The 12,762-nt window shown below is 73.5% G+C and carries 17 protein-coding genes; 8 read left to right on the plus strand and 9 right to left on the minus strand.

Annotated elements, in window-relative coordinates:
- Window position 1 precedes the first annotated feature (1 nt).
- Window positions 2–463, plus strand: a complete 462-nt coding sequence (locus JOD46_RS02095; RefSeq protein ID WP_204391305.1) for a GtrA family protein — start codon at window positions 2–4, stop codon at window positions 461–463.
- A gap of 21 nt (window positions 464–484) precedes the next feature.
- On the opposite strand, the gene JOD46_RS02100 is transcribed toward JOD46_RS02095, so the two are convergent.
- Window positions 485–1,693, minus strand: coding sequence for a low temperature requirement protein A (locus JOD46_RS02100; protein ID WP_204391307.1), 1,209 nt, complete (start codon window positions 1,691–1,693; stop codon window positions 485–487).
- The gene (locus JOD46_RS02105; RefSeq protein ID WP_204391309.1) at window positions 1,686–2,321 is read right to left on the minus strand and encodes an NADPH-dependent F420 reductase; all 636 of its coding nucleotides are present in this window, start codon (window positions 2,319–2,321) and stop codon (window positions 1,686–1,688) included. Before JOD46_RS02105 ends, JOD46_RS02100 begins: the two co-directional genes overlap by 8 nt.
- Before the next feature lie 96 nt (window positions 2,322–2,417).
- Here JOD46_RS02105 and JOD46_RS02110 point away from each other — a divergent pair, with 96 nt between their 5' ends.
- The 5 genes from JOD46_RS02110 to JOD46_RS02130 all read left to right on the plus strand — a co-directional run bounded on the left by JOD46_RS02110 (window position 2,418) and on the right by JOD46_RS02130 (window position 5,555).
- Window positions 2,418–3,020 carry a TetR/AcrR family transcriptional regulator gene (locus JOD46_RS02110; protein ID WP_204391311.1) on the plus strand — a complete coding sequence of 201 codons (603 nt, stop codon included), beginning with the start codon at window positions 2,418–2,420 and terminating at the stop codon, window positions 3,018–3,020.
- Between the two features lie 109 nt (window positions 3,021–3,129).
- Complete coding sequence (locus JOD46_RS02115) at window positions 3,130–3,603, plus strand: hypothetical protein (RefSeq protein WP_204391313.1); 474 nt, start codon at window positions 3,130–3,132, stop codon at window positions 3,601–3,603.
- Window positions 3,600–4,829, plus strand: a complete 1,230-nt coding sequence (locus JOD46_RS02120; protein ID WP_204391314.1) for an Nramp family divalent metal transporter — start codon at window positions 3,600–3,602, stop codon at window positions 4,827–4,829. The genes JOD46_RS02115 and JOD46_RS02120 overlap by 4 nt, the downstream gene beginning before the upstream one ends.
- Window positions 4,826–5,218 (plus strand): hypothetical protein, encoded by a 393-nt coding sequence (locus tag JOD46_RS02125; RefSeq protein ID WP_204391315.1) that lies wholly within the window; start codon window positions 4,826–4,828, stop codon window positions 5,216–5,218. Before JOD46_RS02120 ends, JOD46_RS02125 begins: the two co-directional genes overlap by 4 nt.
- Complete coding sequence (locus tag JOD46_RS02130) at window positions 5,205–5,555, plus strand: PRC-barrel domain-containing protein (RefSeq protein WP_204391316.1); 351 nt, start codon at window positions 5,205–5,207, stop codon at window positions 5,553–5,555. The genes JOD46_RS02125 and JOD46_RS02130 overlap by 14 nt, the downstream gene beginning before the upstream one ends.
- On the opposite strand, the gene JOD46_RS02135 is transcribed toward JOD46_RS02130, so the two are convergent.
- The 3 genes from JOD46_RS02135 to JOD46_RS02145 form a co-directional block, all read right to left on the minus strand.
- Window positions 5,516–6,754 carry a DNA polymerase domain-containing protein gene (locus JOD46_RS02135; RefSeq protein WP_204391317.1) on the minus strand — a complete coding sequence of 413 codons (1,239 nt, stop codon included), beginning with the start codon at window positions 6,752–6,754 and terminating at the stop codon, window positions 5,516–5,518. The two genes, JOD46_RS02130 and JOD46_RS02135, sit on opposite strands and share 40 nt — an antisense overlap.
- 9 nt (window positions 6,755–6,763) lie before the next feature.
- Window positions 6,764–7,750, minus strand: a complete 987-nt coding sequence (locus JOD46_RS02140) for a hypothetical protein (protein WP_204391318.1) — start codon at window positions 7,748–7,750, stop codon at window positions 6,764–6,766.
- A gap of 101 nt (window positions 7,751–7,851) precedes the next feature.
- Window positions 7,852–8,370: a hypothetical protein gene (locus tag JOD46_RS02145; RefSeq protein WP_204391319.1), complete on the minus strand. Its 519-nt coding sequence runs from the start codon at window positions 8,368–8,370 to the stop codon at window positions 7,852–7,854.
- 227 nt (window positions 8,371–8,597) lie between these two features.
- Here JOD46_RS02145 and JOD46_RS02150 point away from each other — a divergent pair, with 227 nt between their 5' ends.
- Together JOD46_RS02150 and JOD46_RS02155 are read left to right on the plus strand one after the other, a co-directional pair.
- Window positions 8,598–9,053 carry an Hsp20/alpha crystallin family protein gene (locus tag JOD46_RS02150; RefSeq protein WP_204391320.1) on the plus strand — a complete coding sequence of 152 codons (456 nt, stop codon included), beginning with the start codon at window positions 8,598–8,600 and terminating at the stop codon, window positions 9,051–9,053.
- A 17-nt stretch (window positions 9,054–9,070) separates the two neighbouring features.
- Window positions 9,071–9,730 (plus strand): BON domain-containing protein, encoded by a 660-nt coding sequence (locus JOD46_RS02155; RefSeq protein ID WP_204391321.1) that lies wholly within the window; start codon window positions 9,071–9,073, stop codon window positions 9,728–9,730.
- Here the strand turns inward: JOD46_RS02155 and JOD46_RS02160 are convergent.
- From JOD46_RS02160 to JOD46_RS02175, 4 genes are all read right to left on the minus strand, one after another.
- On the minus strand, window positions 9,709–10,038 hold the full coding sequence (locus JOD46_RS02160; RefSeq protein ID WP_204391322.1) for a DUF7882 family protein: 330 nt from the start codon (window positions 10,036–10,038) through the stop codon (window positions 9,709–9,711). The two genes, JOD46_RS02155 and JOD46_RS02160, sit on opposite strands and share 22 nt — an antisense overlap.
- A gap of 10 nt (window positions 10,039–10,048) precedes the next feature.
- Entirely contained in the window at window positions 10,049–11,293 is a 1,245-nt protein-coding gene (locus JOD46_RS02165) for a cytochrome P450 (RefSeq protein ID WP_307834870.1), read from the minus strand.
- Window positions 11,294–11,363: 70 nt separating this feature from the next.
- A complete protein-coding gene (locus tag JOD46_RS02170) occupies window positions 11,364–11,657 on the minus strand; it encodes a CDGSH iron-sulfur domain-containing protein (RefSeq protein WP_204391323.1) in 294 nt (97 codons plus the stop codon).
- Complete coding sequence (locus JOD46_RS02175) at window positions 11,654–12,712, minus strand: iron-containing redox enzyme family protein (RefSeq protein WP_307834871.1); 1,059 nt, start codon at window positions 12,710–12,712, stop codon at window positions 11,654–11,656. The genes JOD46_RS02170 and JOD46_RS02175 overlap by 4 nt, the downstream gene beginning before the upstream one ends.
- Between the last annotated feature and the right edge of the window lie 50 nt (window positions 12,713–12,762).

Consider the following 12,762-nt stretch of genomic DNA (forward strand, 5'->3'; position numbering starts at 1 on the left):
GATGTCCGAGCGCGTGGCGGTCGCGACGCCGGTCCTCACCGGACAGGTGGTGAGGTTCGCCGCGGTCGGCGGCATCGGCCTCACGGTCGACGTGGCCGTGTTCAACCTGCTGCTCGCGGCGCCGCATGCCGTGCACGGGTGGCCGATGATCGCGAAGGGCGTGGCGTTGTTCGCGGCGATCGCGCTCAACTGGGTGGGCAGCCGGTTCTGGACCTTCCGGTCGGACGCGCGGCGCACCGATGTGGGCCGGGAGGCCGCGGAGTTCCTGGTCGCGAGCCTCGCGGGGAGCCTGGTCGCGCTGGCGTGCCTCGGGTTCTCGCACTACGCGCTCGGGCTGACGTCGGTGTTCGCCGACAACGTGTCGGCCAACGTCGTGGGGCTGCTGCTCGGCTCGGCCGTGCGCTTCGCCGCGTACCGCTGGTGGGTGTTCGACGCGCGGCGTGCCGCGCCCCCGCCGCGGTGACGCGCGGGCGGCCGGCGGCGCTCATCGCGCGGCGTGACGACGCCCGGTCGTGCTCCCCGCCTCGCGGGGAGCGACCACCAGCACGTGGACGGCGACGGCCGCGCCGGCGACGACGGCGGTGCCCGCGGCCGTGGCCTGGGTCGGCAGCCACGGCGCGGCCAGCGCGAGCCCGAGGCATCCCGCGGCCGAGACGAGCAGGTGCCAGACCCGCCGTTCGCTGCCGGCGACGCGTCGCAGCCAGGCGATGGCCGCGAGCGAGATCGCTCCGGATGCCGCGACCACGGCGACCCCGGCGGCGCCCGCAACGCCGTGCCCGGCGTCGATCTCGAGCTGCGCACGGAACCCCGCGCCGATCGCGGCGATCGCCGCGAACAGCACGTAGTGCCCGTAGCCCCACACGAACGCCGCGGTGCGGCTGCGCTCGAGGGGGTCGCCGCCGAGCGCGTCGAAGTAGAGCCACCACAGCGCGAAGGCGAGTGCGAGTGCCGAACCGGTCGTGACGATGACGGGCAGGTCGAGGAAGAGCTCGTCGGCCGCGTCGGCCAGGCCGTAGGCGATCGCGAGGACGGTCTCGCCGAGGACGATGATCGTGAACAGGCCGTACCGTTCGGCGATGTGGCGCGGGTGGAACACGGGCCCCGGAGACCGCCGCACCGCGAGCACGGGCGTGACGAGCTCGACCGCGAGGGCGAGCGCGAACACGGGCCACTGCCAGGGCGCGCCCGCGAACGCCCCGACGAGCCACAGCACCTGCGCGACGACCGTCCCGATGGCGTAGGTCAATGCGAACGCCCGGTGCGCGGCATCCGCTGCGGCGCTGCGCAGCCACGACACGACGAGGGGGAGGCGCATCGCGGTGTACGCGAGTGCGAACGGCACGACGTCGCCGTGCGCGGCCGCGGGCACGGCCGCCGCGACGGCGAGCACGCCGGCCATCTGGGCCATGGTCAGGATGCGGGTCACCGGGTCGTCGTGCGAGAAGGCCGTGGCGTACCAGGTGTAGCTCATCCAGGCCCACCAGATGGGGATGAAGAGGAGCGCCGACACGAGCGCCGCCTCCCACGCGTGGCCGTCGGCGATGCCGTGATGGAACTCGGCGGCGAGGAACGCGACGGCGACGACGAAGCACAGGTCGAAGAACAGCTCGAGGGGCGTCGCCGCGCGTTCCTCCACGTCGTGGTCGCGCATGACCGCGCGCCGGAGGAGGACGGGCCGGCCGATCTCAGTCACCGAGCACCGCCCACGTGAGGGTGGCCGGCCGGTCCCCGCCGCGCACCATCCGCAGCCACAGCAGCGTGAGGTGCTCGAGGTGCAGCGCCTGGGCGGCCGGCCCGCTGTCGACCGGTCGCCAGCCCATGCGGTCGATGAGCCCCGCCACCGAGTGCTTCGCCGCGTCGTCGTCGCCGGCGATGAGCATGGCGGGGCGCAGGTCGCCCGCCCGGGCGGGCGGTTCCGCGAAGTTCTCGGCGCCGTAGATCGAGAACGCCTTGACCACTTGCGCGCCGGGTGCGAGCGAGGCGATCACGTCGGTCGCGGACCGCTCGGATCCGAGCGCGTGCGTGAAGCCCGGCCCGACGGGGTTCGTGGCGTCGACCAGCGTGCGGCCCACAAGCGCGTCGCGGAGCGGTGCGAGCACCTCGCCGACGGCCCGGAACGGGACGGCGAGCACGACGAGGTCGGCGCCCCCGACGGCGGTGAGCGCCGGCTCGACGGCCAGGCCGGGAACCCGCTCGCGGAGGGGTCCCGACGTGTCCCGCCGCTGGGGGTCGAGGCCGATCACGACCTGTTCGCCCAGCCGGCTCAGATGCGTGGCGAGCGCGCCGCCGACGCGGCCGTGCCCGAGGATCGCGATGCGCATGCCGCACCTTCCGTTACAGAAGTGGATCGAAATTGGTCACATCGTACGGTGCGACGCGCCCTATTTCAATACACGCATGTCACGTAAGCTGGCCGCATGACCACCGTCACGACCGCTGCGCCCGGGCGCCCGCGCGACGCCGCGATCGACGCCGAGGTGCTCGACGCCGCGCTCGCCGAACTCGCCGCCAAGGGGTTCGCCGGCTTCTCGATCGCGTCGGTCGCGGCCGCCGCCGGCACGACGCGCCCCGCCGTCTACCGGCGCTGGCGCGACAAGACGGCGCTCGTCGTCGACGCCGTGGCGCGACTCGCCGAGGTCGACCCGCCGAGCGTCACGGGCGACGCCTTCGACGACCTCGTGGCGGAGCTCGCCCACTTCCGGCACTGCATCGGCGAGGCGGCCGCGTTGCCGCTCGCGGGGCTCATGCTCGGCGACGACGTCGAGCCGGCCGTCCGGGCGCAATACCTCGAGCGCATCGTCGCACCCCGTCGCGCGCGCCTGCGCGCGATCCTGCGCGCGGCCGTCGACTCGGGGGCGCTCGACGCCGACGCCGACCTCGCCGTCGCGGGCACGTTCCTCACCGGCTCCTGGTACTCGATGGCCCTCGCGGGAATCGCTCCACCGGACGACTGGCCCGAGCGCGTCGCGCGCCTCGTCTGGCGAGCGTGCGGGGGGAGGCCGCCGGGCGCGGCCGAGTAGCCCGCTCGACACGCCCGGGCGCTGTTCCGGCCGCCGTCACGCCACGACCTCCTGCCCCACCCGTGTCAACCGGGCGCCCCGTTCGCATCTGAGCGGTAGCGTCGCGATCATGAGGCTGGACCGCGATCGGCCTGCCCGGCGCTCGGGCGAGCGCAGGCGTCATCCGTGGTGCGCGCCCGTCGCGGGCGCCATCGCGACGGCGCTGCTCCTCACCGGCTGCGCAAGCACGTCCGACCAAGTCACCGATGCGGTCGACCAGTCCGTCGCCGCGCTGGCGACCGCGCGGCTCGCGCTCGACCTCGACGCCGGCGAGCGGATCTTCCGCACCACCTCGACGACCGCCGTCGAGGACGCGCGTCGCGAGGCGGTCGATGCCGCCCGCACCGTCGGGCAGCTCGACGCCGCCGACGAGACCGAAGCCGGGCGTCGCGCCGAGGCGCTCGACGCGCTCGACGACGCGGTGCGGTCGCTCGACGCGGCCGCCGACGCGCTCGGCGGCGTGGGCGACCTCGGTGACGCGGCGCAGCGCGTCGCGGACGCCGAGGAGGCGCTGCGGGCGCTCACGCGAGAGGGTCGGCCGTGACGCGCATCTTCGCCGTGGCCCTCGGCATCCTCACCGCGATCGGCGGGTTCGTCGACATCGGGGACCTCGTGACGAACGCCGTCGTCGGCTCGCGCTTCGGGCTGGGCCTCGTGTGGGTCGTGCTCGTCGGGGTCGTGGGCATCTGCGTGTACGCGCAGATGTCGGGCCGGGTCGCCGCGGTGAGCGGTCGCGCCACCTTCGAGGTGATCCGCGAGCGGCTCGGGCCGCGCGCCGGGCTCGCGAACCTCGCGGCATCGTTCCTCATCACGCTGCTCACCGTGACCGCGGAGGTCGGCGGCGTCGCGCTCGCGCTCCAGCTCGCGACCTCGGTCGGACCCGGGTGGTGGATCCCGGTCGCGGCCTTCGGGGTGTGGATCGTGGTCTGGCGCGCGAAGTTCGATCTGCTGGAGAACGTCACCGGCCTGCTCGGCCTGACGCTCATCGTCTTCGCCGTCGCGCTGTTCATGCTCGCGCCCGACTGGGGGGAGCTCGCCTCGCAGGCCCTCACGCCGACGATCCCCGACAGCGAGCCGGTCGCGACGTACTGGTACTACGCCGTCGCGCTGTTCGGCGCGGCGATGACCCCGTACGAGGTGTTCTTCTTCTCCTCCGGCGCGATCGAGGAACGCTGGACCCGCAAGGACCTCGCCACCTCGCGAGCGAACGTGCTCGTCGGCTTCCCGCTCGGCGGCCTGCTCTCGGTCGCGATCGCCGGGTGCGCGGCCGTGGTGCTGCTGCCGCAGTCGATCTCGGTGACCTCGCTCAGCCAGGTGGTGCTGCCCGTCGCCCAGGCGGGCGGCATGCTCGCGCTGAGCTTCGCGATCGTCGGGATCCTCGCGGCCACCTTCGGCGCCGCCCTCGAGACCACCCTCTCGACGGGGTACACGCTCGCGCAGTACCTCGGCTGGTCGTGGGGCAAGTTCCGACGTCCCGCGCAGGCCGCGCGCTTCCATGTCGCGATGATCGTCGTGCTGCTGATCGCCGTCGGGGTGCTCGCCACCGGCGTCGACCCGATCGCGGTCACGGAGATCTCCGTGGTCTTCTCCGCGGTCGCGCTCCCGCTGACGTACCTGCCGATCCTGCTCGTCGCGAACGACCCCGAGTACATGGGGAAGGACGTGAACGGCCGGGGCATGAACGCGATCGCGATGGTCTACCTCGTGATCATCGTCGTGGCGGCGCTCGCCGCCATCCCGCTGATGATCGTGACGGGGGCGGGCGCATGAGCGAACGGATGCCGCGACCGGCCGGACGCGTGATCGACGCGCAGCTGCACCTGCTCGACCGCCAGGTCCTCGACCGCGACGGCGTGCCCGTGTCGGTCGTCGCCGACGTCGAACTCTCGGGCATCGAGGCCGGGCGGCCGATCGAGCCGGATGCCGCGCCGCCGACCATCGCCGACCTGCTCGTGGGCATGGAGCTGCCAACCCGGATCTTCGGCGGCCGCCCGCCGTCGTCCCGCCGCATGCGGATCCCATGGAAGCTCGTGTCCGATGTGGGGACGGTGCTGAGGCTCGGGGTCGCCGGCGATCGCGTGGATGCCACGTGGGTCGAGCGCTGGGTGAGCCGGCACGTCATCGGACGCATCCCTGGAGGCCGCCATGATCCTCAGTGAGCTCCTCGGCAGCGAGGTCGTCGACGCGGCGGGCGATCGCGTCGGGTCGGTCGTCGACGCGCGGTTCGCCATCGACGGCGCGCCCGGCCAGCTGCTGGCCGCACCGCGGCTCGTGGGCCTGCTCGTGAGCCCGCGCAGCCGCACGTCGATGTGGGGCTACGAGCGCACCGGGGTGAGCGCGCCGTGGCCCATCGCGCACTACCTGCGCCGCGTGCACCGGGGCCTGTTCCTCGCGGCCTGGGCCGACATCGCGCGAGTCGACGAGGGGCGGGTCGTGCTGCGCACGGGGTTCGAACGTCACGACCCGCGGTTGCGCACCGCCGCCCAGGGGTCGTAGTCCACCAGCAGCGCTTCCTGCTCTGGCCGCTCGCCCTCGGGCACGTGCTGGAGGTTGACGCGCACGCGGTACCAGAGGGAGCTCGACCCCCGCATCCCGTCGACCATGACGTCGGCAGGGGAGAGGTGCTCCACGGCCGTCGGATGCGCCGACTTCCAGCGCTCGAGCGCATCGAGCGCCTCGGGCTTGGTCTCCGTGCGGGCGACCTCGATGAGCGGCATCGTCGACTGCCGGCGGCCCGAGCCGTCGCCCGAGCCGCGGGGCGCCTTCTCCGCGGGGCCGAGCTCCTCGGCGAGTCGCAGCAGCGCGTCGAGGCGGCCGGCCGACCCGTCGATCCCGGCATGCGGGTCGCCCCGGTCGGCGAACCGCTCGAGCACGGTCGGGACCGTGAACTCCTCCGGCCGCCGCACGGGCACCTCGCTCCAGTCGAGCGGGGTCGAGACGCGGGCGTCGGGCAGCGGACGCACCGAGTACGCCGACGCGACCGTGCGGTCCTTCGCATTCTGGTTGAAGTCGACGAACACGCTCTCGCCGCGCTCCTCCTTCCACCAGCGCGCGGTCGCGAGCCCCGGCGCCCGGCGCTCGACCTCGCGCGCGAGCGTCTCCGCCGCCAGGCGCACCTCGGGGTAGGTCCACTGCGGCTCGATGCGCACGAGCAGGTGCATGCCGCGCGATCCCGACGTCTTCGGCCAGCCGGTGAGCCCGACGTCGGCGAGCACGTCGCGCGCGATCATCGCGACGTCGACGATCTGCGCCCAGTCCACGCCGGGCATGGGATCGAGGTCGACCCGGAGCTCGTCGGGGTGGTCGAGGTCCTCGGCGCGCACCGGGTGCGGGTTGAGGTCGAGGCATCCGAGGTTCACGACCCACGCCAGCCCCGCGGCATCCCGGATCACGGCCTCCTCGGCCGACGTGCCGCGCGCGTAGTGCAGCGTGGCCGTGTCGATGAACTCCGGATGGTTCTCGGGCACGCGCTTCTGGAAGAACGGCTCCTGGCCGATGCCCTTGACGAAGCGTTTGAGCACCATCGGGCGGCCGCCCGCACCGCGGAGCGCACCGTCGGCCACCGCGAGGTAGTAGCGGACGAGGTCGAGCTTGGTGAGCCCGGGTTCGGCGAAGACGACGCGACCCGGATGGCTCACGCGGACCTCGTGGCCCTCGATCTCGAGGAGTTCGGCATCGTCCTTCGCGGCGGCCATGACACCACGCTAGGAGGTTGCGACGGCCGGCGCGACCGGGGCCACCGCGGACGGGAGTGCGTCGACCTCGTCGATCCCGTCGTCCCGGTCGAGCTCGTCGTCCTCGTCGTCTTCCGTCTCCGCCGCCGGCGGTCCGAGCTGCATCAGGATCGCGGCCGCCAGGCACCCCGCCCCGACGAGCGCGAGCAGCGACCCGACCGGCGACGCGTCGCCGCCGCTGAGGCCGAACGCGTCGGCGATCTCGAGCGCGAGGCCGAATCCGGCCCACCAGAGGAAGAAGCTCGTGGCGTGGATCAGCAGCAGCCCGCCCGTGACCGCCTGATGCGGTGTCACGGTGCCGCGGCGCCCGCCGACGACCGCCAAGGCCCCGGCCGCGACGGTGACCAGCAGCGCGGCGAGGGCCCAGAGGACCGGACCGCCGTCGATGCCCCCGCGGGCGTCGAGCGCCGTGTAGATCTCGGCGAGCTCGAGTCCTGGCACGCGCGCGAGCGGGTTCCACACCAGCAGGTGCAGGATGCCGAGGGCGATCACGGCGAGGTTCGCCACCCCGAGGACGACCGCCACCGCCGCGACCGTGCTCGGACGGCGGGCGTCGCGCCGGTGCTCGGTGAGCCCCAGCACCACGATGGCGTAGCCGCCGACGGCGGCGGCGAGGGCCAGGAGGATGAGGAAGGGCGAACGCGCGGCGCCCGACCATTCGGCGAGGATCGGCGCGGCGACCGCCGCCGCGATCGCCGCGGCGCGACGCGCCGGGCGGGGCGTGCCCGCCGTCAGGAGCAGGAACACGCCGAGGGGCAGCGCGACCCACACCGCCGCGAGCCCGAGCACGTCGGTGGCCACGGTGAGCAACGACCGCCACCACGACGACGCGACCCCGTCGATCGTGAGCCCGACCGAGACGCTCGTCGCGGCGAGGATCACCGCGACGGCGAGGAAGGCCGAACCGGCGCGGGCGTGCCGCCCCGCGAAGGGCGCGTGATGCGGCGATCGGGTCATGACGACCTCATTCCCTGGCCGGCAGCGAGTGCCGATGCACTCACCATGGCACGGAACCGGGTGCGGCGGAACGGGTTGCGCGCGGCCGGGATGCTCCGGCGCTATCGCCCGGCCCCCGTCCCGGCATCGGCCTCCGCGGTCGCGCCGCCGACGTCGGCCGCTTCAGGGGGCTGCGCCGCGCCGGGCCGGTGCACCCGCGCGTGCGACCACGGATGGAGCACGTCGAGCTGGACCAGGACCGCCGCGAGCTCCACGACCCCGAGCACGAAGTAGGTCGCCTGCAACGGGCTGAACGGGATGTAGATCATCTGCACGAAGATCCAGACGAGCACCCCGAACCCCGCGATCGCCGACGCGAGCATCGCCCATCGCATGCGTCGCGCGACCATCACGAACGCGACGGCGTGCGAGCCCCCCACGACGAGCGCGAGCGCGAGCCCGGGGAGCACGAACGACGAGAACGGCGACCCGGCCAGGTAGTCCTCCGGGATCGCCAGCGGCGTTCCGCTCCAGTCCAGCACGGAACCGGCGACCAGCGCGGCCCCGCCCAGCACGGCCGTGACGGCCGTGAAGGCCTGCACGAACAGCAGGGTCCCCCGTGCGATGCGCTGCGGCGTCATCCGCCCCACCCCCTTGCGACTGCGTCGGGTCGCGCCCAGCGTCGCGCTCGGCGAGGGCGCGCCGTCGGGCCGAAGGTCACTCGGGCGCCGGAGCGACCGATGGCGGCGGCGCGCCGGTGCGCCGGAGGACCAAAGGCCTCGCGACCCGTAAGCCCCGGCGCGAGCATGGTCACGGCGTCCGCGGCGGGGGTTGCCGCGGACCTCGAGGAACCGGAGGAGGCCCGATCATGGCCCGCAACGTCATCCGCTTCGACCCGTTCGCGGAACTGGGCGCGCTGCAGCGGCAACTGTTCCCGGAGGGGATGTTCTCGCAGTCGCGGCGCACGGCGCCGATCACCGACATCTACACGGAGGGCGACGACAAGCTCACGGTCGAGGCCCACCTGCCGGGCTTCGGCGAGGGCGACATCGATGTCGACGTCGACCAGGGTGCGCTCGTCATCCAGGCCGAGCGGCACGAGAAGGACGAGGACAAGGACAAGAAGAAGTACGTCGTGCGCGAAAGCAGCATGAGCTACTACCGCCGCATCGAGCTGCCCGAGATGGCCGATGAGGAGAGCGTGAGCGCCGACTTCCACAACGGCGTGCTCAAGGTGACGGTGCCGTACAAGGCGCTCCCATCGCCGCGCAAGGTGTCGATCACGACCAGCGGCGGCGCCGCCGACCAGACCGCGACGTCCTGAGCGCGAGGGGCACCGAGATGGCTGGAAAGTACACGGACGACGAGATCCAGCGGTGGGTCGAGGAGGAGCTCGAGTGGACGCCCGGGCTCGACTCCGCGGGCATCGGCGTCTCGGTGGTCGACGGCGCCGTGCGGCTCTCCGGCGAGGTGGGCGATCTCTCCGATCGCGCCGACGCCATCCGCGCCGCCGAACGCGTGCAGGGCGTCACGACCGTGATCGACGACCTCGAGGTGACCGTGCGGGGCTCCCGCGAGCCCGACGAGACCGAGCTGGCGCATGCCGTGCAGCGCGAGGTCGCGTGGGTCGGCTCGGAGCCCAACTCGGTGCGCGCCGAGGTGCACGGCCGCGACGTCGTGCTGACCGGCGAGGTCGAGTTCAACTTCCAGCGCGACAGCGTCCGGCACGCGGTGGCCCGGATCCCCGGGGTGCACTCCGTGGAGAGCCGCATCGCCCTGCGCCGGCGCCCGTCGGCGGACGACACGGCCGAGCGCATCCGCCGGGCGCTCGTGCGGCACGCGATCATCGACGCGAACCACGTCGACGTGCAGGCCGACGGCACGACGGTGCGGCTCACGGGGTTCGTCTCGTCGTACCTCGAGCGCGCGCAGGCCGAGGAGGCCGCGTGGGCGTCACCGCACGTCGAGCACGTCGAGAATCACCTCGCGGTCGTGCCCTGAGGCGGCTCGCGCAGCCAGAACTCGTCGTCGGGCGGCAGCACGATGCCGCCCGACTGCTCCACCTCGTTCGCCATCGCGTCGATCGCATCCGCATCCGGCGCGATGGCGACGGGGTCGTCGACGTGCACGCGGAGCGGGATCGTCGGGTGCAGCCACACGGTCGACCGCCCGAATCCCGCTTCCGACCACGACAGCGTCAGGCCCACGCCGGCGTCGAGGCGACGCTCGATCACGACCCTCAGGCTCGTCAGCGTGACGTCGTCGATCCTGATGGGGTACTGCGCGGCGCTGTAGTACAGCGTTCCCATCATCCCCTCCTCAAGCTCGCATCGTGACACGCATCCGGTCCATCGGCAGCGCGGGGATGTGCCGGAGGCTGATGCGCAGGTCCTGCTCGGGCACCTCGAACGGCCGCGACGCGGCGAGGCGCGCGAATCGCGCCGTGAGCGCGATCGTGGCTGCCTCGCCCGGGCAGCGGTGCCCGGTCGCGGCGTCGCCGCCGCCCTGCGGCACGAGGGTGTTGGGGTCGCCGTCCCAACGCTCGAACCGCTCCGGGAGGAACCGGCGCGGCTCCGCCCAGTTCCGCGGGTCGTGGTTCGTGGCGTACAGGTCGAGGATGACGCGCTCCCCGGGTTCGAAGTTGCGGCCGTGCCAGTCGAAGTCACGCCGCGCCGTGCCGGCGATGACGGGGAAGAACGGGTAGAACCGGCGCACCTCGTTCGCGAACCGGGTCGCGGCCGCGGCATCTTCGGCGAGCACCGGCTCCCATGCGGGATGGGTGTGCAGCGCGTGCACGGCGAAGACGAGGAACCGGCTGACGGCGACGATCGGGCGCAGCACGTTGAGGACCTCGACCGCCGCAACCTCCTCGGGCAGGGGCGCGCCGTGGTGATCCGAGCCGTCGGCGATCATGCGGATGGCGGTGTGCTCGCCGGCCTCGACCGTGCCGGCGCGCACGTCGGCGACCAGCGCCGCCGCCCAGGCCTCGGCTCGCCGCCGTCGACTCCGGGCGATCCAGTTCGGGGCCCCGATTGTCGCGGCCGCGTCGACCATCGCGGCCAGGCGCCCGGCGAGCTCGCGGTCGTCGACCGTGCCGGCCGGGACGCCCGCCCACGCGAGCGCGGCGCGCGTGAGCACGAGGTTGCCGAGGTCGTACAGGGGCACGGTGTGGCCCGCATGCTCGGCGCGCACGCGCGCCCACTGGAGGTCGAACTCGTCGACGAGGCGCAGCACGTGGGGCTCGTCGAGCATCCGCATGAACATCGACTTGCGGTGGTGATGCGCCAGACCTTCGAGGGCCTGCACGCTGCCCTCGTCTTGCAGCAGGTGCTGCACGGAGGTCGGCATCGCGCGTTCGCGGGAGAACCGGTCGCCCTCGTAGAAGACGGATGCCGCCTCCCGGCCGTGCACGACGACCGCCTTCCTGCCGCCGAGCCGCGCCTCGAAGGCGTCGGCGCCGAGCGTGCGGAAGCGGCGGGTGCCGTAGAGGTAGCCGCTCCGCACGAACGCCAGCGTGTCGTCGAACGCCGGCGACCGCGGAATGGAACCTCGGGTGCCGCTCACCCTTCCACCGTAGGCAGCCGAGCGTGCGGCCTGCATGGGGTTGACCTCGTCGCGGCCGTCGGCAATGGGCTCAGGCGCTCGCCGCGTCGGGCTCCTCGTCGACGATCGGTTCGGGCACGATCACGGCCGGGGTCCGCGCGGGCCGCTCGGTGCGGAAGCCGACCGTGCGGTGGGAGCCGTCGCAGAACGGCCGGATCGCCGACGCGCCGCAGCGGCAGAGCGCGATCGTCCGGCGGCGACGTTCGATCGGGTCGCCGTGCTCGTCGACGAGCTCGATGGGCCCGCGCGCGATGAGGGGTCCGTCGGGACACGCCGTGATGGAGGTGGGACCCGCGGATGGCGCGTCGCCGGCCGCGCGGCTCATGGCAGCGGCATCCGCAGCGCCGATTCGCCGCGCTCGAACGCGGCGCGGACGCCGCCCCAGAGCCGCCCGTCGACGGTCAGGCACGCCGAGGCGCCGAAGAGCAGGTCGTCGACGAGTCCGGGCTCCGTCTCGGCGAGTCCGCCGGCGAGGTCGCGCGCGGCGAGCTGCTCGTGCACCGCGTCGGCTTCGACGTGCTCGTCGAAGTACTCGACCACGTCGTCGGCGAAGCCGAGGCGGCGCAGACCGCGCGCGTAGGCGCGGCACGGCTGCGTCGAGGTCATCTCGTACGCGGCGAGATGGCCGACGGCGGCGCCGCGCCAGCGGCGGTGCAGCCCGAAGAACGAGATGAGGTTGATCGACGTGTACACGCGCGCCGGCACGTGGTCGGCGTACGCGCCGTAGCGATCGTCGAGGCCCGCGGCGCGCAGCGCGGCCGCGAAGAGCTCCGCGTGCTGGCGCTCGGGCCGGCCGCCGCCGTACTCGTCGGCCTGGATCTCGACGAGCGCGACCTTGGCGCGACCGTGCAGCCGCGGGATGGCCCACGAGTACGGGTCGGCCTCCTTGAGCGTGGAGATCGAGCGGCACGCGAGCATCTCGCGCACCTGCGGCTCGGTCGCGTCGGTCTCCACCCACGCCGAGAGCCCCGGTGCGTCGTCGCGCGAGACGAGCTCGACGAGCGCCTCGGGCACGCCGCGCGTCGCGATCGGTTGCGGCACCGTACGCCGGAGCGCGAGCTCGAACGCGCGCTCGAGGTCGAGCCGCACCTTGAGTAGGCGAGGCTCCCACTCCCATGCGTCGGGGACGCCTTCGACGCCGCCGTACTGGAGTTCGTAGAGCAGGAAGAGCGCGAGCTGGATGTCGTCGTCATCGAGCACCTCGCGGGTGCGGGTGAGCGCTCCGGTCGCGCTCGCCTCGACGAGGTCGAGCCCGGCCAGGCGGGTGTGCTGCATGAGCCGGATGAGCGCCGCGCTGAGCGGGCCGCGCGGCGACGGCGTCGCCATGGGTCGCATGGGGTCGAGGTGCTCGACTGGCGTCCGAGCGTCGGTCAACGTCACGGGTGTGCCTCCTCGCGTTCCGTCCTCACCGCCACGGTACGTTCGGGCGG

Origin of the sequence: Agromyces aurantiacus, assembly GCF_016907355.1 — a bacterium.
Classification (GTDB): domain Bacteria; phylum Actinomycetota; class Actinomycetes; order Actinomycetales; family Microbacteriaceae; genus Agromyces; species Agromyces aurantiacus.